General features: G+C 71.0%; 19 protein-coding genes. 9 read left to right on the top strand and 10 right to left on the bottom strand.

Features of this window, described 5'->3' with window-relative positions:
• Positions 1–345 precede the first annotated feature (345 nt).
• The 5 genes from AVW11_RS23665 to AVW11_RS23645 form a co-directional block, all read right to left on the bottom strand.
• Complete coding sequence (locus AVW11_RS23665; RefSeq protein WP_060177319.1) at positions 346–1392, bottom strand: LacI family DNA-binding transcriptional regulator; 1047 nt, start codon at positions 1390–1392, stop codon at positions 346–348.
• Positions 1393–1474: 82 nt separating this feature from the next.
• Entirely contained in the window at positions 1475–2563 is a 1089-nt protein-coding gene (gene yjfF / locus AVW11_RS23660) for a galactofuranose ABC transporter, permease protein YjfF (protein WP_234330964.1), read from the bottom strand.
• Positions 2560–3672 carry an ABC transporter permease gene (locus AVW11_RS23655; protein ID WP_076045768.1) on the bottom strand — a complete coding sequence of 371 codons (1113 nt, stop codon included), beginning with the start codon at positions 3670–3672 and terminating at the stop codon, positions 2560–2562. Before AVW11_RS23655 ends, yjfF begins: the two co-directional genes overlap by 4 nt.
• The gene (locus tag AVW11_RS23650) at positions 3669–5228 is read right to left on the bottom strand and encodes a sugar ABC transporter ATP-binding protein (RefSeq protein WP_076045766.1); all 1560 of its coding nucleotides are present in this window, start codon (positions 5226–5228) and stop codon (positions 3669–3671) included. The genes AVW11_RS23655 and AVW11_RS23650 overlap by 4 nt, the downstream gene beginning before the upstream one ends.
• A gap of 64 nt (positions 5229–5292) precedes the next feature.
• On the bottom strand, positions 5293–6294 hold the full coding sequence (locus AVW11_RS23645; protein WP_060177322.1) for an ABC transporter substrate-binding protein: 1002 nt from the start codon (positions 6292–6294) through the stop codon (positions 5293–5295).
• Between the two features lie 549 nt (positions 6295–6843).
• Here AVW11_RS23645 and AVW11_RS23640 point away from each other — a divergent pair.
• Positions 6844–7236, top strand: a complete 393-nt coding sequence (locus AVW11_RS23640) for a carboxymuconolactone decarboxylase family protein (protein WP_030844167.1) — start codon at positions 6844–6846, stop codon at positions 7234–7236.
• 2 nt (positions 7237–7238) lie between these two features.
• Complete coding sequence (locus tag AVW11_RS23635; protein WP_030844164.1) at positions 7239–7448, top strand: hypothetical protein; 210 nt, start codon at positions 7239–7241, stop codon at positions 7446–7448.
• A gap of 118 nt (positions 7449–7566) precedes the next feature.
• Here the strand turns inward: AVW11_RS23635 and AVW11_RS23630 are convergent, their stop codons facing one another.
• A complete protein-coding gene (locus tag AVW11_RS23630; protein ID WP_076045764.1) occupies positions 7567–8811 on the bottom strand; it encodes an NAD(P)/FAD-dependent oxidoreductase in 1245 nt (414 codons plus the stop codon).
• 812 nt (positions 8812–9623) lie between these two features.
• Between AVW11_RS23630 and AVW11_RS23625 the strand changes: the two genes are divergently transcribed.
• Together AVW11_RS23625 and AVW11_RS37175 are read left to right on the top strand one after the other, a co-directional pair.
• Positions 9624–10700 carry a class I SAM-dependent methyltransferase gene (locus AVW11_RS23625; RefSeq protein ID WP_076045762.1) on the top strand — a complete coding sequence of 359 codons (1077 nt, stop codon included), beginning with the start codon at positions 9624–9626 and terminating at the stop codon, positions 10698–10700.
• 32 nt (positions 10701–10732) lie between these two features.
• A complete protein-coding gene (locus AVW11_RS37175) occupies positions 10733–10951 on the top strand; it encodes a multidrug efflux MFS transporter (protein WP_143568883.1) in 219 nt (72 codons plus the stop codon).
• Positions 10952–11183: 232 nt separating this feature from the next.
• Here AVW11_RS37175 and AVW11_RS23615 read toward each other — a convergent pair whose 3' ends face one another.
• Positions 11184–11471: a hypothetical protein gene (locus AVW11_RS23615; RefSeq protein WP_076045758.1), complete on the bottom strand. Its 288-nt coding sequence runs from the start codon at positions 11469–11471 to the stop codon at positions 11184–11186.
• A 324-nt stretch (positions 11472–11795) separates the two neighbouring features.
• Between AVW11_RS23615 and AVW11_RS23610 the strand changes: the two genes are divergently transcribed.
• On the top strand, positions 11796–12383 hold the full coding sequence (locus AVW11_RS23610) for a TetR/AcrR family transcriptional regulator (protein ID WP_076045756.1): 588 nt from the start codon (positions 11796–11798) through the stop codon (positions 12381–12383).
• Positions 12380–12754 (top strand): hypothetical protein, encoded by a 375-nt coding sequence (locus tag AVW11_RS23605; protein ID WP_076045754.1) that lies wholly within the window; start codon positions 12380–12382, stop codon positions 12752–12754. The genes AVW11_RS23610 and AVW11_RS23605 overlap by 4 nt, the downstream gene beginning before the upstream one ends.
• Before the next feature lie 59 nt (positions 12755–12813).
• Here AVW11_RS23605 and AVW11_RS23600 read toward each other — a convergent pair whose 3' ends face one another.
• A complete protein-coding gene (locus AVW11_RS23600; protein ID WP_076045752.1) occupies positions 12814–13401 on the bottom strand; it encodes a TetR/AcrR family transcriptional regulator in 588 nt (195 codons plus the stop codon).
• 34 nt (positions 13402–13435) lie between these two features.
• The gene (locus tag AVW11_RS23595; RefSeq protein ID WP_076045750.1) at positions 13436–14929 is read right to left on the bottom strand and encodes an FAD-dependent monooxygenase; all 1494 of its coding nucleotides are present in this window, start codon (positions 14927–14929) and stop codon (positions 13436–13438) included.
• A 196-nt stretch (positions 14930–15125) separates the two neighbouring features.
• Between AVW11_RS23595 and AVW11_RS23590 the strand changes: the two genes are divergently transcribed.
• From AVW11_RS23590 to AVW11_RS23580, 3 genes are all read left to right on the top strand, one after another.
• On the top strand, positions 15126–15731 hold the full coding sequence (locus AVW11_RS23590) for a hypothetical protein (RefSeq protein WP_060177331.1): 606 nt from the start codon (positions 15126–15128) through the stop codon (positions 15729–15731).
• Between the two features lie 61 nt (positions 15732–15792).
• On the top strand, positions 15793–17853 hold the full coding sequence (locus tag AVW11_RS23585; protein ID WP_076045748.1) for a flotillin family protein: 2061 nt from the start codon (positions 15793–15795) through the stop codon (positions 17851–17853).
• 97 nt (positions 17854–17950) lie between these two features.
• A complete protein-coding gene (locus AVW11_RS23580; protein WP_076045784.1) occupies positions 17951–22813 on the top strand; it encodes a DNA repair ATPase in 4863 nt (1620 codons plus the stop codon).
• Between the two features lie 161 nt (positions 22814–22974).
• Here the strand turns inward: AVW11_RS23580 and AVW11_RS23575 are convergent, their stop codons facing one another.
• A complete protein-coding gene (locus AVW11_RS23575) occupies positions 22975–23295 on the bottom strand; it encodes a hypothetical protein (RefSeq protein ID WP_143568882.1) in 321 nt (106 codons plus the stop codon).
• Positions 23296–23310 lie beyond the last annotated feature (15 nt).

The raw sequence follows: 23310 nt of genomic DNA, 5'->3' as shown, positions 1-23310 counted from the left end.
CCGTGGCCGGAGTGCTGTCGCCGATGCGCGGGGTGTCCGGTGCGGTGCCTTGCAGGGCGCAGGGCGCGGCCCGTACTGGGCGTACCTGCGGCGCCCGGCCGTGCCGGAGCCGTGCCGGCGTCGCGTGCCCGTGAGCCTTTCCGTCACAGGGCCGGATGCAGGACGCGGCCCCGGGGCCGCGACCGGTCCGGCAGCGGGTCGGTGGGCGGCAGCGGCAAGGCGGAGCCGGCGGCGGTGCCGGTGCCCGTGCCGGCGCCGACGCATCGGCGGCCGTGCGCCGCCGGACGGCCGGCGCGAGGCCCGCCGCCGGCCGTCGGAAGGCGGTGGCGAGAGCCGCCCCGTGCGTCAGTCGTCGCCTGAAGGGCGCGTGCTCGCGCGCATGATGAGCTGCGGTTCCACGAGGAGGTGCTCGGCCTTCCGGGCGCGCCCCTCGATGTGGTCGACGAGGAGTCCGATGCTCCGGCGGCCGATGGCGGCGAAGTCCTGGCGGACCGTGGTCAGGGGTGGAGGGAAGTACTCGGCTTCGGGGATGTCGTCGAAACCGGCCACGGCCACCTGTCCCGGAGTGCGGATCCCCGCCTCGCGCAGAGCCCGCAGGACACCGAGGGCCATCTGGTCGTTGGCGACGAAGACGGCGGTGACCGGTGTCGCTCCCCGACGGGCCAGGGCGAACCCGGCGAGCTCCTGTCCCGCCCGGTATCCGGACAACGGGCTCCAGTCCCCCGTCAGTACGCGCGGAGGTGTGATGCCGCTCTCCTCCAGGACCGCGCGCCATCCGGCGGTGCGGGCCTCGCTCTCCAGCCAGTCGTCGGGACCCGCCACGTGCCAGACGGTGCTGTGCCCGGCGGCGAGCAGGTGCTCCGTGACCATGCGGGCCCCGAGTTCCTGGTCGAGGGAGACGCCCGGCAGGTCGAGCTGATGACCGCCCTCCACGGTGACCACGGGGAAGGGTGCGTCCAGTTCGGCGAGCGCCTGCACGTGCGAGCGCTGCGGGGTGATGGCGACGACACCCTCCACGCCCCAGGACGCGAGGTGGTCGATGGCGCTCTTGAGGCCCTGCCCTTCGCCGGTGCGCAGACTGACGGTGGAGACGAGGTAGCCCTGCTCCCGGGCCGCCTCCTGCAGGCCGGTCAGAGTGCTTGCGGGTCCGTACAGGGCGGTGTTGACGGCGATGACGCCCAGCGTCCTCGTCCTGCGCGTCACCAGGGCGCGTGCGGCGGAGTTGCGGCGGTAGCCCAGCTGCTCGACGGCCCGGGTGACCTGTTCCCGGGTGGCCGCGCGTACGTTGGGATGGCCGCTCAGCACCCGGGAGACGGTCTGGTGGGAGACCCCCGCCTCGCGCGCGACGTCGGCCATCGTCGGCGGGCGGACGTCTTCCGCGGGATGTGCCACGTTCGCCTCCCTTCTCCCTGTTCACGGCTGTTCATCGGTGCGAGAGAACCTTAGCGTCTCCCGCGGCACGCCATTGTGAACGCTAACAATCTCGCTCGGCGAGGGCGCCGACGCCCTCGCCGCCCGGACGCCGCGGCCTCGTCCGGCCCGATCCGAGGACACGCCGAAGCGCCGGGCGGGATCCGCCGAAGAGCCGCTGGAGGAGGATGAAGACGAACAGCAGGCCGCCGATGACGATGCGCGTCCACCACGAGCTCAGCGTGCCCTGGAAGCTGATGATGGTCTGGATCAGGCCGAGGACCGTCACGCCCAGGGCGGTGCCGAGGACGAACCCGGAGCCCCCGGTCAGCAGCGTCCCTCCGATGACGACGGCCGCGATGGCGTCGAGTTCCATGCCGACGGCGTGCAGGGCGTAGCCGGACAGCATGTAGAACGTCAGCAGCAGACCGCCGAGGGCAGAGCACAGACCGCTCACGGCGTACACCGCGACCTTGGTGCGTCCCACGGGCAGGCCCATGAGACGGGCCGAGGCCTCGTTGCCGCCGATGGCGTACACGGTGCGGCCGAAGCGGGTGTGGTGGAGGACGACGAAGGCGAGAGCCAGCACGATCACGGCTATGACCACGGCGGGTGAGATGAACAGACCTCCGGGCAGGAGCACCCGTGTCTGGGCGATCCGCGTGGTCGTCGGGTCGGTGAGGGAGATCGAGTCGGTGCTGATCGTGTAGCAGAGGCCGCGGGCGAGGAACATGCCCGCGAGGGTGACGATGAAGGGCTGGATCTCGAAAGTGTGGATCACCCAGCCCATCAGGGCCCCGCTTGCTGCTCCCACCAGCAGCACCAGCGGCGCCGCCAGGGCGAGCGGCGCGCCGTTCTGTTCGACGAGCCACGCCGTCAGCATGGTCGACAAGGCCACCATGGAGCCGACTGAGAGGTCGATTCCGCCGGTGAGGATGACGAACGTCATGCCGATCGCCACGACGAGCAGGAAGCCGTTGTCGATCAGGACGTTGAGCAGGACCTGCCCGGAGAAGAAGCCCTCGTACAGCAGGGAGCCGATCAGGAACATGGCGATCAGCAGAGTCGCCGTGACCATGAGCGGCAGACGGGCGGCATGCCGCACCGAGAACGGCTGGAGCGGCCTGGTGGGGGAGCTGAGGGTGGTGCTCACGGGTGGACCTCCTGCTGGCGGACTCCCGCGTCGCCGACCGCAGGGGCCGAGGCGGCCGGGCGGCGACGGCGTGAGAGTCGCGCGCGGAACGCGGGCGACTGGACGAGACAGACGGCCATGACGACCAGGGCCTTGAAGACGAGGGTGGTCTCGGGCGGTACGCCGAGGGTGTAGATCGTGGTCGAGAGGGTCTGGATGATCAGCGCGCCCAGGACCGTCCCACCGACGGAGAAGCGGCCGCCGGTGAGGGCGGTGCCGCCGATGACCACGGCGAGGATCGCGTCCAGCTCGATCCACAGGCCCGCGTTGTTCCCGTCGGCGCTGGACACGTTGGAGCTGATCATCAGGCCGGCCACCGCGGCGCACACGGCGCTGACGACGTAGACCATGACCAGAAGGCCGGCCGCCCTGACGCCGACGAGCCGGCTCGCGACCGGGTTGCCGCCCACCGATTCGATGAGCATGCCGAGCGCGGTCCGCCGGGTGACGAAGGAGGTGACGGCCACGAGGGCCGCGGCCAGCAGGACGGCGAAGGGAAGGGTGAGCCAGTAGCCGCCGCCGATCATCTTGTAGGCGCTGCTGGACACGCTGATGATCTGGCCGTCGGTGATCAGCTGGGCCACGCCCCGCCCGGCGACCATGAGGACCAGTGTGGCGACGATGGGCTGGACGTATAGCCGGGCGACGAGGAGGCCGTTGAGCAGTCCGATGGCCGCGGCCACTCCGACCGCCAGGGTGATCGCCGACAGGACGGTGGGCAGACTCCCGGGGTCCTTCGCGGTGGCGATGTGCTCGCACGCGAGGGCGCCGGCGATGGCGACTGTCGAGCCGACCGAGAGATCGATGCCCCGGGTGGCGATGACCAGCGTCATGCCGAGCGACACCAGGATCAGAGGGGCGCCGAACTGGAGGATGTCGATCAGGCTGCCGTACAGGTGTCCGTTCTGGACGCGGACGGCGAAGAAGTCATGGGTGAACGCGACGTTCCCCAGCAGCAGGGATGCCAGGAAGGTGGCGGGCCAGAACAGGCGGTGCCTGGTGAGCCGGCGGGCGCCGGGCGCCCGGGCCGGCCGCCTTCCCCCGGCGCCGATGTCGTCAGGTGGTGTCATGAGGTGGCTCCGGTGGCGATGGTGCCCAGGATGCGGTCGGGCGTCAGGGGCGGGTCGTTGAGGAGGGTGGCGACGAGTCGGTGGTCGCGCAGGACGCCCACGCGGTGGCTCAGCCGCAGCACTTCCTCGATTTCGGCGGAGATGAACACCACCGCGGTGCCTTCCGAGGCCAGGCGGGTGACCAGTTTCTGGATCTCCGTCTTGGCGCCGATGTCGATGCCCCGGGTGGGTTCGTCCAGGATCAGCAGCTCCGGGTCGGTGAGCAGCCATCGGGCGAGCAGCACCTTCTGCTGGTTGCCTCCGCTGAGGTTGCGGACCTGGGCCTCGGGATCGGCCGGACGGATGTCGAGAACCTCGGTCCACCGGGCGGCGATCTCGTCCTGGCGGGCGCGAGAGAGGGGCCTGGCCCAGCCGCGGGCGGCCTGGAGGGCGAGCACGATGTTCTCGCGGACCGTGAGCTCGGCGATCAGCCCCTCCGCCTTGCGGTTCTCCGAACAGAAGGCGATCCTGCGGGCGATCGCGGCCCGTGGGGACCGCAGGTCGGTACGTTCGCCGTTGATCCGTAGCCCTCCGGCGTCGGCGTGGTCGGCTCCGAAGAGCAGCCTGGCCGCCTCGGTGCGTCCGGAACCGAGCAGTCCGGCCAGGCCGATGACCTCGCCGCGGTGGATGTCCAGGTCGTAGGGCTGGACGGCACCGGACCGGGCGAGCCCGCGGGCGCTGAGGAAAGGGGTTTCGGCAGGGACGGGGGCGGCGCTCGCGGTGCGGGAGGTCTCCGCGAGTTCGTCGAGCGTGCGCAGTTCGCTGCCGACCATACGGTGTACGAGGGTGACGGGGGTCAGCTCGTCGATCCGGTACTCGCCTTCGAGGCGGCCGCCCCGCAGCACGGTCACCCGGTCGCACAGGTCGAAGACCTGGTCGAGGAAGTGGGTGACGAAGAGGATCGCGACGCCCCGGTCGCGCAGCCGGCGCACCAAGGAGAACAGCTGGGCGACCTCGTCCCGGTCGAGGCTGGAGGTGGGCTCGTCGAGGATGAGGACCTTCGCCTCGAGGTCCACGGCCCGTGCGATCGCGACCAGCTGCTGGACGGCCAGGGAGTACGCGCTCAGCGGCAGGCGGACGTCGAGGTCGAGTTCCAGTTCGGTGATGAGTCGGGCCGCGCGTGCGTAAAGGGCCGACCAGTGGATCAGTCCCAGGCGCCGGGGTTCACGGCCGACGAGGAGGTTCTCGGCGACCGAGAGGTTGGGGCACAGATTCACCTCCTGGTAGACCGTGCTGATTCCCGCGTGCTGGGCTTCCAGGGGTTCGGCGAACCTCTGGAGGCTGCCGTCGACGGAGACCGATCCCTCGTCGGGCGGGTGGACGCCGGTGAGTACCTTGATGAGGGTCGACTTGCCGGCGCCGTTCTCGCCCATCAGCGCGTGGACCTCGCCGGGGAAGAGGCGCAGGCCCACCCCGTCGAGGGCGAGGACGCCGGGGAAGGCCTTGCGGATGCCGCGGGCCTGCAGGACCGGCTGGTCGGTGCGGGTGGGTGTGCGGGGGCCAGGTGGGGCTGCCATCCGCCCTCCTCTCCTGAGGGAGGGGGCGGCGCGAGGGCCGCCCCCGGTCTGGTGCGGGCGGGGGTCAGTACTGGCGGCCGGGGAGGGCGGCCGCGGCCTGGTCCTGGGTGAAGACACCCTCCTTGACCTCGACCCGTCGCGGGACGCTCTCGCCCGCCGCGACCTTCTTGGCGAGTTCCATGAGCTGGTCGCCGAGGAGCGGGTTGCACTCCACCACCACGTTGATCTTCTTCTCCTGCATGGCGACGAACGCGTCCTTGATCCCGTCGACGGAGATCACCTTGATGTCGGTGCCCGGCTTCTTGCCGGCCTCTTCGATGGCCTGGATGGCACCCAGCGCCATGTCGTCGTTGTGGGCGTACAGCACGTCGATGTCCTTGTGGGACTTGAGGAAGGCCTGCATGACCTCCTTGCCCTTGGCGCGGGTGAAGTCCCCGGTCTGGGAGTCGACGACCTTGAACTTGGGGTCGCCCTTGACGGCGTCGGCGAAGCCCGCCTTGCGGTCGTTGGCGGGGGCGGAGCCGGTGGTGCCCTGGAGTTCGACGATGTTGACCGGTTCGGAGGTTCCCTCGTACTCCTTCACGAGCCACTTGCCGGCCTCCTGGCCCTCCTTGACGAAGTCGGAACCGAGGAAGGTCCGGTAGAGGGAGGTGTCCTGCGAGTCGACGGCGCGGTCGGTGAGGATCACCGGGATGCCGGCGTTCTTCGCCTCCTTCAGGACGGTGTCCCAGCCGGACTCGACCACCGGTGAGAAGGCGATGACGTCCACCTTCTGCTGGATGAAGGTGCGGATCGCTTTGATCTGGTTCTCCTGCTTCTGCTGCGCGTCGGAGAACTTCAAGGTGACGCCGGCCTTCTCGGCCGCCTCGCGGACGGACTTGGTGTTGGCGGTGCGCCAGCCGCTCTCGGCTCCCACCTGGGCGAACCCCATCACCAGCTTGCCGTCGGAGGGGCCTTTGCCGGCGCCGCCGGGGCCGCCGGTGGACGCGGGCTCGGTGGTGCAGGCGGTCAGCACACTGCCGGCCAGGGCAGTGGCGGCGATGATGCGGAGGGCTCTGTGGGCCATGTCGTGGATCCTCTCGGGACGTGCGTCGTACCAGGCGGAGCCCTCAGGGAGATGGGTCCGGCGAAGGCATCGCTGCGCAGCGGGGGTTGAGCCGTGCGGAGGCAGAGTGGAGCGTCGGCCCCCACGAGCGGCGGCTGGCGAACGCGAGACATTGTGAGCGCTAACAGACTTGTAACTCAAGGGCTCTTACGACCGTTACCGGTTCTTGATGCGTCAGGGAGATACGGAGTTGGGGGACGTGGGGCGCTCCGGCGTCCACAGAAGCTGGCAGTTGACGAAGGCGTCGGCTGCATGTGGAGCCCCCGTCGGGGCTCTCGACGCCCCCACATCCCGGCGCAACAACCCGGCGGAAAACCTCAGTCATTGTGAGCGTTAACACTCCGGTCCGCGCAGAGGGGTCGGTCTCGCCGATGGTGGACGCCGCTGTCGCACGGCCCGGGACGCGGCTCTTCGTCCAGGCGACGCGGCAAAGCGGTCGCAGCTGACGGGGGCGCGCTCTAGCGTGGAAGGAGGGGTGTCGGTTTCGCTCGGCCGAGAGGAGTGATCGCCATGGCGGGCCGTACGCGGAGCGAGGTCGAGGCGGAGATCAAGGAGACCCTGGGCCTTGTGCCTCACTTCTTCTCCCGCATCCCCGACGACCTGATGGATTACGAGTGGGAGATCTTCAAGAAGCTCGAGCTCGGCGAGACGCTCATCCCGAACAAGTACAAGGAGCTCATCGGGATCGCGTTGCACTCCGAAACGAAGTGCCGCTACTGCACGCTCTTCCACACCGAGGCCGCGAAGCTGTTCGGGGCCACCGACGAGGAGATCCAGGAAGCCGTCCACTACGCGAAGAACAGCCTCGGCTGGAGCGCGTACCTCAACGGCGTCCGTGAGGACTACGACGACTTCGAGCGCGAACTGGGTGAGATCAAGAACTACCTCGCCTCGAAGGGCTGACCGTGCACCTGGAGTGGGCCCGGCCCGGGGTCCTGCGCGCGACCGGCCACGCCTTCGAGTTCGCGGCCCTGGTGGCCGCCGCCCGCTTCGTGGCCGAGTCCGCTCCCTCCGACATCCCCGAGGAATCGCTGGAACAGCTCAGACACGTCCTCGGCGACTACGACACCCAGGCACGCCATCTGCGGGACCGGCCTCCCCCCGAAGGGGCCTGACGCATCCGCCGCCGGGCGGTGCTCGGTCCGGCGGCCGCGGCCGCGGCAAGCCTTTCACGGCCGCGGCAGCTTTTCACGCGGCGCCGGACGCGGTGCTCCGCGACCCGCCCGCGGCCCCTCACCGATTCACGTGAGGCGGCTGGTGCTCCATGCGCTCCCGCATGTGTCCGAAGAACTCCTCCGGGCGCGTCACGCCGGCCGTGACCCGGGCGAACTCGTCCTGCGCCGAGCGGCTGCGGGAAGCGGCGAGGAGGAGTTCCCGCACTTCGGGGGGCGGCGGTTCCAGCGTGGCGAAGTCGGCCGTGAACTCGTACATGCTCATGACCTCGGAATCCCTCGCCTCCTGGCAGGCCCGCATGGCTTCGTCGAAAGGCCGACGGCCGGCGAGCACGTCGTCGAGTGCCAGGGTGCACCGCTCCGCGTCCCGGAAGGCGTCCTGGATGCCCTGCGCGGTGATGGGGTCCTTGAGGTATCCGGCGTCGCCTACGAGGATCCAGCCGGGACCGTACGGTTTGCGGAAGTAGTTGAGGATGGCCATGCCGACGAACCGGTCTGTCCGAGTGGCCTTCGAGATCCGTTCGGCGAAGACCGGCGCGCGGGCCAGCACGGCGTGGTAATTGCCTTCGATGTCACCGCGGTTGGCCTCGAAGTCGTGCATGGGCCAGGCGCAGATGACCAGCGTCCGGTCGTCGTTGGTCGGCCATGCGGCGAAGGCGCGGTCCTCGCGGTCGTACGCCTCGAACGTCCCGCCCATCGGCAGACCGGCCCAGTACGTGTAGTAGTAGGCGTTGATCTTCGGCTTCTCCGCGTAGCCGACGGCTCCCGTCGCCCTCGCGACGGACGAGTGGAGTCCGTCAGCGCCGACGACGATCCGAGCGTGCTCGGTGGCCGTCCTGCCGTCCTTGCCGTGCCCCTTGATGCCGATGGCCGTCCCACCGTCGAACAGAATCTCCTCGACGGTGAAACCCTCTCGAACCTCGGCACCCGACTCCGCGGCGGAGTCGACCAGGATCTTGTCCAGGACCGTGCGGCGCGGGGCGTAGGAGACGTCGAAGCCCTCACCGGCAGGGGACCCGGCGATGACGAAGGGGCCCATGTCGAACGCATAGGTGTCGATGGCGGGGCAGCCCGTGGCGACCACTCGGTCCAGCAGTCCCCAGCGCTGGAGCGCGGCCAGGCCGGGCGGATGGATCAGGTGGGTGGAGATCGTGTCGCTCGGAAACGTCGCCCGGTCGACGAGGAGGACCCGGTGACCGCGACGGGCCAGAAGCATGGCGGTCGGGGCCCCCGCGCACCGGGCTCCGACCACGATCACGTCGTAAGGGCGGGTTTCGGCACCGGACGTGCCGGCCGTGCTGGTCATGGACCTCACCTGCCGATCGAGCACACCGCCTGGCGGAATCGTCCGCGGGCGGACGCGGTCTGTGATGCGGTGCCTCTGTGTCCACGTTAGCCCCGGCCCGCCCCCCGTTCCCGCCGAGCCATGAGCGACCGCCCTGCCCGGCCGCACGGCCGAGGTGATCACGTACGCCTACGGCGGGGCCGGGGTTCGCCATCTCCACAGCGCGCCGGTCCGGGAAGGAGCCGCGCCGCGCGACGTCAGCCATGGGCCGTCTCAGAGCGGTGCCATCCGTGGCGGGAGAGCGCGCGCCGCACCCCGTCGGCGGCAGCTCCGGCGGCGACTACGCCTACCCCCGGCAAAGGCCGAGGACAGGGAAGGCGTCGCGCGAAGGCCAGGCCGATCGCGGGGACGATCCAGGGCGGGCGGCCTCCGGCGGGGCGCAATGTCCAGGCAGAGGCTTGGGCGACGAGGGACTACGTGGTCGGCGGTCTCGATGGCGACACCGGTGCCCGGCGCCGATGGCGATGCCGAGGCCGGCCTCCCGGTTCGAGGCCAGGCCCCGTAGGTCTCGCATGCCCTTCACCTGCCCGGGACACGTGGGTGGGCCTCACGCGGCCGCAGCGCCCTCCTTCACCTACGAGCACCCTGTGGCCGTGACGGCCCCGCAACGGCAAAGAAGTGGAGCCGGCTCTCCGGAACTGCCCGGCACGCCAGGTCCGCCATGGACCAGAGGGCCACTTCCGTGCGGCCGGCAGGACAGCGGTGGCGGCTCCACAGGCCGCGGCTATGGTGGTCGGAGGGGGTGCCCCCGACTGTCGTTCAGCGAGGTCTCGATGAGCGGATCGGCCTTCCCTCGCAGCGCCGAGGGCGCCATGGGCCAGGGCTACGCCCGCCATTCCCGGGTCCAGCACCGCGCCGGCGACTTCGGGCTGCCCTTGCTGCAGCGGGCCGTGGACGCGGTGGTCCTGCCGGAGGACGGCACGCCCTTTCGGGTGGCGGATCTGGGCGCCGCAGCCGGCTCCAACTCCCTGGACCCGATGCGTGCCGTGGTGGACGGGATCCGCGGGCGTACCGGTGAGGAAACCCCGGTGACGGTGGTCCACACCGATATCCCCGCGAACGACTTCAACGCCCTGCTCGCGACGATCATGGAGACGCCCGGCTCCTACGCGAAGCTGCCACAGGTCTTCGCCCAGGCCGAGGCCCGTTCCTTCTACGAGCCGCTCTTCCCGGCCGCGGAGCTGCACCTGGCCTGGAGCGCCATCGCCGTGCACTGGCTGTCGCGGGTGCCCGGACCCATCCCCGGTCACATCTACTGCTCGCGGGCCACCGGTAGCGCACGCCGCGCCCTGAAGGAGCAGTCCCGGTCCGACTGGGAGACCTTCCTCGCCCACCGGGCCCGGGAGCTGCGCTCCGGCGGGCAGCTCGTCGTCCTGGGCGGGGCGGCAGCCGACGACGGTTCCAGCGGGGCCGACGGCCTGATGGACGCCGCCGAGGCCGTGCTGGCCGACGTGGTACGCCAGGGCCTGATCACGCCGGCCGAGTACGCGAGGATGACGATTCCGACCTGGAACCGGACCAGGGAGGAGTTCCTCGCCCCTCTCCGGGAGGGGCCGCTGGCACAGGCCCTGCGGGTCGAGGAGTACGACCTCGTGGTGCTGCCCGACCTCCTCCTCGACCGACTCCGGGAGACAGGGGACGTCAAGGGTTTCGCCGAGCAGGTGACAGCCTTCTTCCAGGCCGCGTTCCAACCCTCCTTGTTCAGCGTGCTGGATCCGGGCCGTGCCCCCGCCGAGGCCGACGCCGTGGCGGAGGCGTTCGCCGTCGGGATGCGCTCTCGCGTCGCCGCGGACCCGGAGGCGGTCGAAACCCACTGGCACGTCGTACCGCTGCGCCTCGCACGCGTGTGAGCGGGTCCGATGGATCGGATGAGGCGCGCACCGTGACGGAAGTCCCCGCCGGGCCGCCGCCCGGCCCTCGGCGACACGGGGCGCCGGCCGTCCTGCTGCTGGCGGCGTTCACAGGCATCCTGGACGTGCTGATCGTCAACGTCGCCGCCCCGTCCATCCAGCGTGACCTGGACGCGAGATGCGCATCCGCCACGCTGCCCCGGCAGGGGCTGGCCGAGCGGAGCCCCTGGACATCCGGGGCCTGCTGCTGACCGCGGCCGCCATGACGCCGCTGATCTTCCCGCTGATCCGGGGCGGCGCCGACGGCTGGCCCGTCTGGGTCTGGCCGGCCTTCGCGGCGTCGGCCCTGGCCCTGGTCGCGTTGTGGCGAGTGGAGCGTCGGCGGGAGAGCGCCGGCGGAGCGCCGCTCGTCCCGCCGCGCTCTTGTTCCACGCCGGCCTGCACCTGTCGCCACTAGCCTCGGGCGTCGCGTTCGCTGGTGCGTCACTGGCCAGCCGCCGGCTCACCGCCCGGTACGGCAGCCGCGTGCTCCTCGTCGGCGGGATCGTCTCGGCGCCGCTGATCGGGGTGGTCCTGGCCACCGTCCGCCGAGGAGGCGCCGGGGCGGGATCGGGACTGGTACTGACCGCGAACCAGCTCGCGAGTGCCCTGGGGGTCGCCGTACTCGGCGCGCTCCTCGTAGCCCTGCTCGGCGCCGATCCGCGGGACTTCACCGCCGCTCTCCTCGGCTGCTCCCGGCTGCTGCTCGCCCTGGCGGTGAGCGCCGGCCATCTGTTGCCGTGCCCACGACGCCTACGTCATCGGCCTCCTCGGTGTCTCCGACGGTGTCCGCGCAGGCGCAGGCGCAGGCGCAGGCGCCGGCACCGTCATCCGGCGACTACGCGACATCGGCGGCCAACGCGTCGTCCTGCTCACCGGCGACGCACCCGAGACCGCCCAAGTCCTGGCCGATGCCCTCGGCATCGCCGAGGTCCACGCCCACGCCCTTCCGGAGGCCGAACTCCCTGCCCCGGAAAGCAGCCGACCTCGCCCTCACCCCCTGCGGGCGCATCCCCCATATTCCATACGAGTCGACCCGTATGATAAATAAGGGTCATGATTTCCTCTTCAGCAAGGCGAGGGCGTCCCAGAGATGCGCGGTCGGATGCCGCGATCGCCGATGCGGTCGCTGCACTGCTGGCCGAGAGCGGGTACGCGGCGATGTCCATCGGTGCGGTCGCCACCCGGGCGGGCGTCGGCAAAGACACCATCTACCGGCGGTGGTCCGGCAAGGCGGAGCTGGTCTACGAGACGGTGTTCACCACCGCCGACACCGCCGACCTCCCCGACACGGGGACGTTGGAAGGCGACCTCACTGCGGTGGTCCAGTCCCTCGTCGAGGAATTTTCCGAGCCCGCTGCCGCCGCGGCCCTGCCCGGGCTGCTCGCCGACTTCGCTGCCGTACCCGAGCTGCGTGCGGCCATCCGATCCCGGTTCCTCGCCCCCGCCAAGGAGCGGCTGGTCGCCGTGTTCGACCGGGCCGCCCGGCGGGGCGAGACGGACTCGGGTGTCCCCGCCGACCTTGCGCTGGACACGCTGGCCGGGGCTGTCTTCTTCCACCTGGGCATCATGGGCGAACAGCCGGACCCGGATCTGGCCGCGCGGATCGCGGCGATGATCGTCAAGGGAATCGAGGTCCGGTGAACGGCTGGCTCCTGACCGCCGGAGGTCTCGCGACGGCCACCGCGGTCATCCACATCGGCGCAGGCGGCCGCAGCGTCGTCCACCCGCTCCTGGCCGGCCCTCTGGACGCGGAACCCCGACGCACCCTTCACGCGGTATGGCACCTGGTCACCGCCGACCTGCTGCTCAGCGCCTTTGCGCTGCTGGCCATGGCCTGGACGCGCGCACCGAGTACGGCGCTGGTGCTGTTCATCGCCGCCCAGTACCTCGCCTACACGCTCGCGTTCCTGGCCGTCACCCTCACCGCGAGCTGGCCCCGGCCGCTGCTCCGACTGCCGCAGTGGACGCTGTTGCTGCCGGTCTCCGTCTGCTCCTTCATCAGCACCGTGTGAGCCTTCTTGGCCACGCCGGCCTGCGGGCACCCAGGGTGGGGCACCCTGGACGGCACCTCTCAGAATGGGCGCAGGGCACGGAACGCCTCGTCGACCAGGGAGGGGAGATCGAGGTCGCCGTCGCTTTCCACCCAGGCGGCGAGGGCCGCGGTCACGGCGCCGAGTGCGGCCGCCGCCACGACCCGGGTCGAGAGGGCGCTCTCGTCGGGGGTGCGTGACCTGAGGGCCTCGACGAACAGCTGCTGGGTGGCGTACTGGTTGTCCCAGGTTCGGGCGCGGAGCGCCGGTGTCTCGAAGATGAGCCGGGTGCGGGCCAGCAGGGCGTCCTTGCCGGTGGCGTACACCGCCTCCAGTCCCCGGCCGAGGGCGTTGCGGAGGGCGGTGAGGCTGTCCTCGTGCGGCGGTCGTTCCTGGATGAGGCGGGCGATCAGCGGGTCGTAGTCGTCGGACTCCACGACGGCTTCCTTGGTGGGGAAGTGGCGGAAGAACGTCATGTGGGAGACCCCGGCGGCCGCCGAGATCTCTTCGACGGTGGTGTTCTGGTACCCCTTGGCCAGGAACAGGCGCAGCGCCTCCTCCTGGATCGTCCGGCGGGTCTGCGCCTTCTTGCGTTCGCGCAGTCCGGGGGCCGGTGTGGGCGTACTCATGGATCTGCCGCCTCCGGGCGTTCTCGGTGCTCGCTCACTGCATTGTGCCGTCCCCGAGTATGCGTGCCAGCGCCCTGTCCAGGTCGGTCGGCGAGGTTCCGCGCCATGCCAGGTGGGCGTCAGGGCGCACCAGCAGGCCGTGCTGCCCGCTTTCCGGCGTGGTGAGCGTGGTCAGGCCACCGACGCCGAGGTGCCGCACGGCGACGGCCTCAAGGGCCGCAGGTACCGCCGCGGGTGTGAGCAGGGCCCAGCCCGTGCGCAGTTCCTCGTACAGGCGGGCGGGGGTGCCGTCCTGGCGGACGCAGGCGCGGTCGGGTACCCGGTCGCCGGGGCGCGGGGCCGAGCGGGGGAGCTGACCGCCGGTGCCGAGGGGGCCTTTGCGGTAGGTGAGGGTCAGTTGGGAGGACTTCTCCCAGAGCCGGCGTTGGACGGCGGGCCGGTCGAGCAGGGGGACGAGGACGTGATCACGCATGGCCCGCGCCCACGCGGTTCGTCCGAGGAGCATGCCGGTCATCGCGGTGGTGGATGCCAGCACCTCGCGGGCGATGGGCCTGCGCTCGGCCTCGTAGGTGTCGAGCAGGCTGTCGGAAGACCGCCCTGCGGCGACCAGGGCCAGCTTCCAGGCCAGGTTCTCCGCGTCGCCCAGGCCGGTGTTCATGCCCTGGCCGCCGAAGGGGCTGTGGATGTGCGCGGCGTCGCCGGCGAGCAGGATCCGGCCGTGACGGTAGGACGAGGCGAGGCGTCGATGAATGCGGAACGTGGAGGTCCAGAGGATCTCGCGCACGGCACTGCGGGCCATGCCCGCCTCGCGTCGGAGAAGCTCCGTCAGCGTCTCGACCGGGTCGTCGGCGGAACCGGCCGGTGCGGGCGCCATCAGGCGCCACACGTCCTGCCCCGGCAGCGGAAACGCCCCGAGCATCGTGTCCCCGCGCAGCCAGACCGCGACCGTGTCTGCGGGGATCGGCAGACGGGCCGTCACATCGGCCAGCAGGAAGCGCTCGACGACGGGAACACCTGGGAAGCCGATCCCGGCGGCCTTGCGTACGCGGCTGTGCGCGCCGTCGCATCCCAGCAGCCAGTCGGCCTGCTCCTCGCCGTCGCCGAGGCTGAGGACGACCCGGTCCGATTCCTGCCGCACGTCCAGCAGTTCCCGGCCCCATTCGACGTCGACGCCGAGTCCGGCCAGCCGGTCCCGCAGCCGAGCCTCGACCTCCGCCTGGGACATGAGCAAGCCGGGCCTGGTCACCAGCTTCGTGCGCTGTCCCACCCGGAGCCTCGCCAGGGGCCTGCCGTCGACGTGCGTGACGACGTGGGCGATGTGGACCGATCGCTCGGGCAGGTCGCCGAGCGCCCCGAGGCGGTCCAGCACCTCCGCCCCGCGAGGCTGAAGGCCCAGGGCCCGCGAGGTCGCCGCCGGCCCAGCCGCCCGGTCCAGGACGCGGACGAAGACTCCCGCCGCGCGCAGTCCGCAGGCCGTTGCCAGCCCCGTCGGCCCGGCGCCGACCACCGCAACCGTCGGCGAGCGCATAGCGGCACCTTTCGTTAGTGACTAACTTAAGTTAGAGAGTAACTCCAATTCCGGCTGTCGACCCCTGCGCGGCGTCAAAGAGGCGTAAAGACTGCCGGTGATCGGCAATGTGCGAGGGGCATGCGGCCGGGCAGGATGAGCCGAGGCCGCGACGGCCCACGCACCTGATGCCGGGTGCCGGAAGCGAGGGGGAGGCGTGGACGAGTTCATGAGAGCCGCACTGGGTTTCCCCACCGTGCTGTTCACAGCCGCCTTGGTCGGTGTCCTCGGGTTCTGGCTGCTCGTGCTGTGCGGGGCCGCCGATCACGACGGCGTCGGTGCCGATTCCGGCAGCGTTGCCCTCGGTATCGGTGGGGTGCCTGTCACGGTGTCGGCCTCGCTGCTGATCAGCCTGGCCTGGTTCACCAGCCTTACCGGCTCCGTGCTTCTCGCCCGTACGGGATGGCCCGGTGCCCTGGTCCATTTCCTCGGCGCCGCCGTGCTGTTCGCCTCGATGTGCCTGTCATGGCTCGTGACGCGACGCCTCGTACGGCCCCTGGCCAAGCTCTTTCCTGATGAACCCGGGCCGTCCCGGCTGGACTTCGTCGGTCAGACCTGCGTCATCCGCACGGGGCGGGTGGACGCCGGCTTCGGTCAGGCCGAGGTCACGGCAGCGGACGGCGCCACCGCGATCGTCCAGGTCCGCCAGCACGGCAGTGATCCGCTCGTATACGGCAGCACCGCGCTGCTCTACGCGTACGACGACGCCGGCGAGTTCTTCTGGGTCGCGCCGTTCGACCAGGCGCTCGACCCGCGCGGCTGATCCGCCGCCTGACCCAGTCCTTCACGGGCTCTCAGCCCGACTCCTCACGTGGGGATTTCTCATGGATGCCATCTCGGCGGGCCTTGCCGTGCTCGTCATCGTCGTACTCGTTCTCGTCGTCGCCGTCCTGCTCGTACTGACCCGGCTGTTCCGCAAGGTCGAGCAGGGCAAGGCGCTGATCGTCTCGAAGATGCGGAAGGTCGACGTGACCTTCACCGGTCAGGTCGTCCTGCCCGTGCTGCACAAAGCCGAGATCATGGACATCTCGGTGAAGACCATCGAGATCTCCCGCACCGGCCGTGACGGCCTGATCTGCAAGGACAACATCCGCGCCGACATCCGGATCTCGTTCTTCGTCCGTGTCAACAAGACCGTCGAGGACGTCATCAAGGTCGCCCAGGCCATCGGCACCCAGCGGGCTTCGGACAAGGAGACCCTGCAGGAGCTGTTCAACGCCAAGTTCTCGGAGGCGCTCAAGACGGTCGGCAAGCAGCTCGACTTCACCGACCTCTACACGATGCGCGACGAGCTGCGGGACCGGATCATCAACGTCATCGGTACCGATCTGAACGGCTACAGCCTGGAGGACGCGGCGATCGACTACCTGGAGCAGACGCCGCTCTCCCAGCTCGACGCCGGCAACATCCTGGACGCCCAGGGCATCCGGAAGATCACCGAGCTGACGGCGGTCGAGAGCGTGCGCACCAACGAGTTCCGCCAGCACGAGCAGAAGGAGCTCACCCGGCAGAACGTCGACGCCCGGGAGGCCATCTTGGAGCTGGAGCGCCGACAGGCCGACGCGGAGAGCAGGCAGCGCCGCGAGATCGAGACGGTGCGGGCCCGGGAGGAGGCCGAGACCGCCCGGGTGGTGGAGGAGGAGCGGCTGCGCGCCCAGAGCGCCTTCCTCAAGACGGAGGAGCAGCTCGGCATCCAGCGCGAGAACCAGGCCCGCGAGGTGGCCGTGGCGCAGAAGAACCGCGAGCGGGTCATCGCCATCGAGAACGAACGGATCGAGAAGGACCGCCTGCTGGAGGTCATCGCCCGGGAGCGGGAGACCTCCTTGACCCGGATCGCCGCCGACAAGGAGGTCGAGACCGAGAAGCGGGACATCGCCGAGGTCGTACGGGAGCGGATCGCGGTGGACCGTACGGTCGCCGAGCAGGAGGAGTCCATCAAGCGGCTGCGGACGGTGGAGGAGGCCGAGCGGGAGCGGCAAGCAGTGATCATCGCCGCGGAGGCGCAGGCGCAGGAGAAGCTCGTCAAGGACATCAAGGCGGCCGAGGCCGCCGAGCAGGCGGCCGTCCACCGGGCGGCCGAGGAGCTCACCCTCGCCGAGGCCCGCAACAAGAGGGCCGACCTCGACGCCCGCGCCAAGATCCGCCTCGCCGAGGGCATCCAGGCGGAGGCCGCCGCCGAGGGCCTGGCGGCCGTCGCCGTACGGGAGAAGGAGGCGGACGCGATCGAGAAGGCCGGCTTGGCCGAGGCAGGGGCGACGGCGGCGCGACTGAAGGCGGAGGCCGACGGTGCCCGCGAGATGGCGCTCGCCGAGGCGACCGCGATCGGCGAGAAGCTGAAGGCGGAGGCGGAGGGGCTGACGGAGAAGGCGGCGGCGATGGCCGCGCTGGACGAGGCCTCGCGCGCCCACGAGGAGTACCGGCTGCGGCTGGAGGCGGAGAAGGAGATCCGGCTCGCCGGGCTGGACATGCGGCGGCAGGTCGCCGAGGCGCAGGCCACGGTGCTGGCAACGGGCCTGGAAAGCGCCGACATCAGCATCATCGGCGGCGAGTCGGCGTTCTTCGACCGGATCGTCGGAGCGATGTCGATGGGCCGCGCCGTGGACGGGTTCATGGAGAACTCACAGACCGCCCAGACCCTGGCCGGACCCTGGCTGGACGGCTCCGCCTCCTTCACCGAAGACCTCACTGCGGTCCTGGGCTCGGTGTCCACGTCCGACGTGCAGAACCTGACCGTCTCGGCCCTCCTGATGAAGCTCATGCCGACCGGCTCGGGACAACTGGACGAGCTGATGGCCAAGGCCCGCCAGCTCGGCCTGGCCGACCTTCCGGTGAGCGAACTCGCCGGGCCCAAGGGCGCCGTCCGCAACGGCACCGCCAAGAACTGACCGCCACGGGGGTGCGGTCACCGGTTGCGGAGCCGCCGAGCAGGCGATGGCGGCTCCGCAACCGCACACCACCTGGTACACGAGGGAGCTGGAGCAGATGACGACGGGGTTGGACGCGGGGACGTACGAGGTGCTGCGCCACCGGCTGGCGACGCAGGCCGGTGAGCTGGCGCGGCGTGCGGAGGCCCTCAACACCGCCCGGGTCGCCGAGTTCGGCGGAGCCGGACTCACGCTCTCCGGTTCCGAGCGCATCCGCACCGAGCACAGCCGCGTACCCCGCGACATCGTCGCCGTCGGGGACGTGCTGCTCCTCGGCTTCAACGGCGCCACCGGCCAGGGCCGCGAGAGGTCCGTCGGGGACGTGCTCGCCCTGTACGACCGCGACCTGAGCCCCCTTCCGGACGGCGCGGTGCCGGGTCTGCTCGACGATCCGGGCTTCGTGCGGGAGTTCGGGGCGCTGCACCGCTACTACCAGGGTGCGCGCCTGCTCCAGCTCCGCCGCATCGACGGCAGGCTGCTGGCCGTCTTCCGGACCGGAGAGCAGGCCGACGACATCCGCGTCCTGCGCTGGTCCCTCACCCCAGCCGGCGAGACGCGGTTCCTGGACGCCCAGGGCGAGCGCGACCACCTCTTCCCGCCCGCCCACGACGTCGAGTGGCGGGAGACCACCCGGGACGACCACGTCCTGGGCCGCCACCCCCACACCTCCGTCGACGGGCGGCTCTTCGTCTCCACGGTCGGCGGTGCGCTCACCGTCAAGACCGACAACGACACCGAAACCAGTGAAGGCATCCACCGCGAGCCGGTCGACGAGCCGCTGCAGTCCCTGGCCGACGCCGAGGTCGCCTACGCCACCGTGGGCGCGCTGATCCTGCTCCGGATCCGCCCCTACAAGGAAGAGACCAGGCGCCACCTGGTCTTCAACACCGTCACGAACACCGTCGTCCGCCTCGACGGCATCGGACAGTCCTGCCGCCGGCTGCCGGACGACGAGGGCATCGTCTTCCCCGGCGGCTACTGCCTCGCCTCGGGAACCGTCAAAACCTTCGACACCAGCGGCGCGGACACGACGGACCTGGAATTCGTCAAGGCCGTGCGCTCTCCCAACGGAGAGGACGTCCTGTTCACCTTCCACGCCCGCGCCGAGGGGCGCGGCCTGCTGCTCTCCTACAACCTGATCCGCAAGGAGGTCGCCGCCCCGATCTCCTGCCACGGCCACGCCCTGTTCGACGACGGCACCCTCGTCGTCCTGCGCGCCGAGGCCGCGGAGCCCGCCCGTGTGCACCCCGTGCAGATCTGGCGCACTCCCTACACCTCAGACACCTACGCCTCCTCCTCTTCGAACGGCCCGCTCGCCCGCATCGGCAACGCCGACCTGGTCAGGGGCATCGCGGACTGCCTGTCCATCGCCCGGCAGGCCACAGAGACCGGAGCCACATCCTCCGGGGCGGTGTACGAGACGCTGCTCGCCGCCTGCGTCCGGGCCGCCGACCGGTTCCCCTGGCTCGGCGACGCCGAGACCGGAGATCTGCACGGGCCCCTGGACGAGGTCCGGTCCACCACCGCGCAGGTGCTGGAGGAATTCGAGAGTGTCCAGAACCTCACCCGGCAGGCTGCCGAAGCCCTCGCCGAATCCGCCCAGTCGATCGCACGGCTGGTCCGCCGTATCCGCGGCGAGGCCCCGGCCACCGCCGAGGAGTGGATCGACCGCATCACCGAACTGCGCAAGGCACAAGGGCATGTGGTCACCCTCCAGGAAATGCGGTACGCGGACACCGACGGCATCAAGACCCTGGCCGCGGACGTTGAGGGCGACATCACCTCCGCGGCCCGGCGCGCTGTCGCCTTCCTGCACCGCGAGGACGCCTTCACCGCCTACCACGCCGAGGCAGAACAGCTCACCGCCGACGCCGAGGCCATCACCACCGCCGTCGCAGCCGCCCCCGTCGAGGAGCGGCTGGCTGAGCGGACCTTCGGCCTCCAGACCCTCGTCGAGATCATCGCGGGCCTGGACATCGCCGACGCGACGGTACGCACCACCATCCTGGAGCGGATCGCCGAGGTCCTCGGGTCCCTGAACCGGGCCCGCGCCACCCTCGCCGCCCGCCGCCGAGAACTCCTCGACCGGGAGGGCCGGGCCGCGTTCGCGGCGGAGTTCGCGCTCCTGGGCCAAGCCGTCACCGGCGCCCTGGCCGCAGCCGACACGCCCGAGGACTGCGAGGCCCAGCTCGCCCGGCTGCTGCTCCAACTGGAGAACATGGAGTCGCGCTTCGCCGAACACGACGGCTTCCTCGCCGAGATCACCCAGAAGCGGACCGAGGTCCACGACGCGTTCACCTCGCGCCAGCAGACCCTCAGGGATGCCCGCGCCCGGCGCGCCGAAGCCCTCGCCGACTCCGCGCGCCGGGCCCTGGAGACCGTCACACGCCGGGCATCGGGGTTGGAGAGCCTGGACGCGATCAACACCTGCTTCGCCTCCGACCCGATGGCGGCCAAAGTCCGCCGCACCGCCGACGAGCTGCGCCGGCTCGGCGATCCGGTCCGGGCGGAGGAACTGGAGGGCCGCCTTTTGGCCGCCCGCCAGGAGGCCGGACGGGCCCTGCGCGACCGGGATGAGCTGTTCACGGACGGCGGCGACACGATCCGCCTGGGCCGCCACCGCTTCGCCGTCACCCGCCAGGCCCCCGAGCTGACCCTCGTACCGCACCAGGACGGCTTGGCCTTCGCGCTGACCGGCACCGACTACCGCAGCCCGGTCACCGACCCGGAGTTCGCCGCCACCCGGCCCTACTGGGACCGGCAGCTGCCCTCCGAGTCCCCGCAGGTGTACCGGGCCGAGTATGCGGCCTCCCGGCTGCTGGCCGAGCACGGAGCCGATGCCCTCGCCGCCGCCGACCTGCCCACCCTCGTACGGCAGGCAGTCGAAGCGGCGTACGACGAAGGCCACGAGCGGGGAGTGCACGATCACGACGCCACCGCGATCCTGGGCGTGCTGCTGCGGCTCTGGGAGAGCGCCGGACTGCTGCGCTACCCGCCGCGCGAGCGCGCGGCGGCCACGCTGTTCTGGGCGCACGGCACGACGGACGGTTTCCGTGACACCTTCGCTCGCCGGGCGGTGTCCCTGGCGACGGCCCGCGAGACCTTCGGGCTCGCCCCCGCCATCGACGCACTGCTGGCCGAACTCGCCTGCGAGCTCGACCGGTTCACCGACGGTGCGGCCGATGCCGGCCGCGCCGCCGAATACCTCTTCGAGGAGTTGGTCTCCGCTCCCGCCGGATTCGCGGTGTCCGCCCCGGCCCGTACCCTTCTGGAGAAGTTCCACCGCAGCGTGGGAGCGTCCCCGTACGACCAGGACCTGGCATCCCTGCCCGACCTGCCCGTACGCCGGCACCTCGTCGAGGGCTGGCTCACCTCCTACGCGGCGGCCTGCGGCGAGGACGTGGACGCGGGCCACATCGCCGAGGCCGCCGCCGTCGAACTGTGCCCCTCCCTGGAGCGCTACGACGTCACCGGCGAAACCACGGCGACCGTCACCGGGCTGCTCGGCACCCACCCGCGGATCACCGGCCGCTCCCTGAACCTACAGCTGCACGAATTCCTCTCCCGCACCACCGACTTTGCGGCCGAGGCCGTCCCGGGCTTTCGCACCTACCAGCAGCGCCGCAGCACCCTCCTCGCGTCGATGCACACCCAACTGCGCGTCGAGGAGTACCGGCCCCGGGTCATGTCCTCCTTCGTCCGCAACCGGCTCGTCGACGAGGTCTACCTTCCCCTCATCGGTGACAACCTCGCCAAGCAGCTCGGTGCGGCCGGGGACGCCAAGCGAACCGACAGCAGCGGCTTGCTCCTGCTCGTCTCACCGCCCGGCTACGGCAAGACAACGCTCCTGGAGTACGTCGCCGAGCGCCTCGGGCTGCTCCTGGTCAAGGTGGACGGACCGGCTCTCGGGCACCACACCACCTCCCTCGACCCGGCCGAGGCCCCGGATGCCGCCGCCCGCCGCGAACTGGAGAAGATCGCCTTCGCGCTCGCAGCCGGCAACAACGTCCTGCTCCACCTCGACGACATCCAGCACACCTCGCCCGAGCTCCTCCAGAAGTTCATTCCGCTGTGCGACGCCACCCGCACCCTCGGCGGGCGCGACCTGCGCGGAAAGCGGTTCGCCGTCTGCATGGCAGGCAACCCGTACACCGAGGCCGGGCAGCGCTTCCGCATCCCCGACATGCTCGCCAACCGCGCCGACGTCTGGAACCTCGGCGACGTCCTGACAGGCCAGGAGGACGCCTTCGCCCTCAGCTTCGTCGAGAACGCACTCACCTCCAACCCGGTCCTCGCCCCGCTCGCCGCCCGGGAACGCGCCGACCTGGAGTTGCTCGTACGCCTCGCGGCCGACGACCCCACCGCCCGCCGCGACCGGCTCACCCACCCCTACGCCCCGGCCGAACTGGACCGGATCCTCGCCGTCCTGCGCCACCTGCTCACCGCCCGGCAGACCGTCCTCGCGGTCAACGACGCCTACATCGCGTCCGCGGCGCAGACCGACGTGAGCCGCACCGAGCCGCCCTTCCAACTCCAGGGCTCCTACCGGAACATGAACAAGATCGCGGCTCGCATCTCCCCGGCGATGAACGAAGCGGAACTGGCCGCGCTGGTCGAGGACCACTACACCGCGGAGGCCCAGACCCTCACCACCGGAGCCGAGGCCAACCTCCTCAAGCTCGCCTCCCTCCGCGGCGCTCTCACCGACGCCCAGAAGGCCCGCTGGGCCGAGATCACCGCCTCGTACGTCCGAACCCAGGCCCTCGGCGGCACCGGCGACGACCCCCTGAGCCGGGCGGTGGCCGCCCTCGGCCTGCTCGCCGACCGGGTGGCCGCCGTGGAGAGCGCCATCACCCGCGCCACCGACCCCCGCCACCTGCTCGTCCGCCCCCACGGCAGGCACGCAGCCCGAGAGGAGTGAGGTGCGTCAGGCACCGAAGCGGCGTCCGTGATCGGCTGCGAAGCCGTCGAAGACCTGCCCGAACGCCAGGCCATCGCCTCCGCGCTGAACGGCACGTCAGCCGTGGCCGCCCCGTGAGGTTGCGCCGCGCCCCCCGACGAGTCTGCCTCCACGCACGGCGGTCAGCTCTCCGCGCGGGAGTCCGTACGGCGGGAGGTTCGCTCGGCGCGCAGGAAGCACATCGCGGCCGCCGCCACGAAGCCGAAACCCAGCCCCGTGCAGGCCGTCACGGCGCCCGACGGGGCATCGATCATGCGGGGGACGGCGTTCAGGGGCATCACGGCATAGAGGCAGAGGAAGGCCGCCGCGTAGGGGCGGACGGCCGGCCGCCGGCCGCGAAGCCCGCGTGGCGTCCAGCCCTTGAGCATGGCCAACGGCAGCGGCAGCACGAGCAGTGTGCCCACCGCCAGCGCGATGCCGTGGTACAGGGGATTTCCGTTCATGGACACCTCTCCGAC

The sequence above is a fragment of the Streptomyces amritsarensis genome (genome assembly GCF_001953875.1).
GTDB lineage: Bacteria > Actinomycetota > Actinomycetes > Streptomycetales > Streptomycetaceae > Streptomyces > Streptomyces amritsarensis.
The sequence above is the reverse complement of the archived record's forward strand: the minus strand, read 5'-3'. Positions and strand labels throughout refer to the sequence as shown.

Bases quoted from the DNA above. Each gene is read 5' to 3' on its own strand.
- AVW11_RS23655 (WP_076045768.1), bottom strand. From the start codon at position 3,672: ATGACACCACCTGACGACATCGGCGCCGGGGGAAGGCGGCCGGCCCGG.
- AVW11_RS23650 (WP_076045766.1), bottom strand. From the start codon at position 5,228: ATGGCAGCCCCACCTGGCCCCCGCACACCCACCCGCACCGACCAGCCG.
- AVW11_RS23645 (WP_060177322.1), bottom strand. From the start codon at position 6,294: ATGGCCCACAGAGCCCTCCGCATCATCGCCGCCACTGCCCTGGCCGGC.
- AVW11_RS23640 (WP_030844167.1), top strand. From the start codon at position 6,844: ATGGCGGGCCGTACGCGGAGCGAGGTCGAGGCGGAGATCAAGGAGACC.
- AVW11_RS23630 (WP_076045764.1), bottom strand. From the start codon at position 8,811: ATGACCAGCACGGCCGGCACGTCCGGTGCCGAAACCCGCCCTTACGAC.
- AVW11_RS23625 (WP_076045762.1), top strand. From the start codon at position 9,624: ATGAGCGGATCGGCCTTCCCTCGCAGCGCCGAGGGCGCCATGGGCCAG.
- AVW11_RS23615 (WP_076045758.1), bottom strand. From the start codon at position 11,471: ATGGCCGGCGCTCACCGCCAGGGCGAGCAGCAGCCGGGAGCAGCCGAG.
- AVW11_RS23610 (WP_076045756.1), top strand. From the start codon at position 11,796: ATGATTTCCTCTTCAGCAAGGCGAGGGCGTCCCAGAGATGCGCGGTCG.
- AVW11_RS23600 (WP_076045752.1), bottom strand. From the start codon at position 13,401: ATGAGTACGCCCACACCGGCCCCCGGACTGCGCGAACGCAAGAAGGCG.
- AVW11_RS23595 (WP_076045750.1), bottom strand. From the start codon at position 14,929: ATGCGCTCGCCGACGGTTGCGGTGGTCGGCGCCGGGCCGACGGGGCTG.
- AVW11_RS23585 (WP_076045748.1), top strand. From the start codon at position 15,793: ATGGATGCCATCTCGGCGGGCCTTGCCGTGCTCGTCATCGTCGTACTC.
- AVW11_RS23580 (WP_076045784.1), top strand. From the start codon at position 17,951: ATGACGACGGGGTTGGACGCGGGGACGTACGAGGTGCTGCGCCACCGG.
- AVW11_RS23575 (WP_143568882.1), bottom strand. From the start codon at position 23,295: ATGAACGGAAATCCCCTGTACCACGGCATCGCGCTGGCGGTGGGCACA.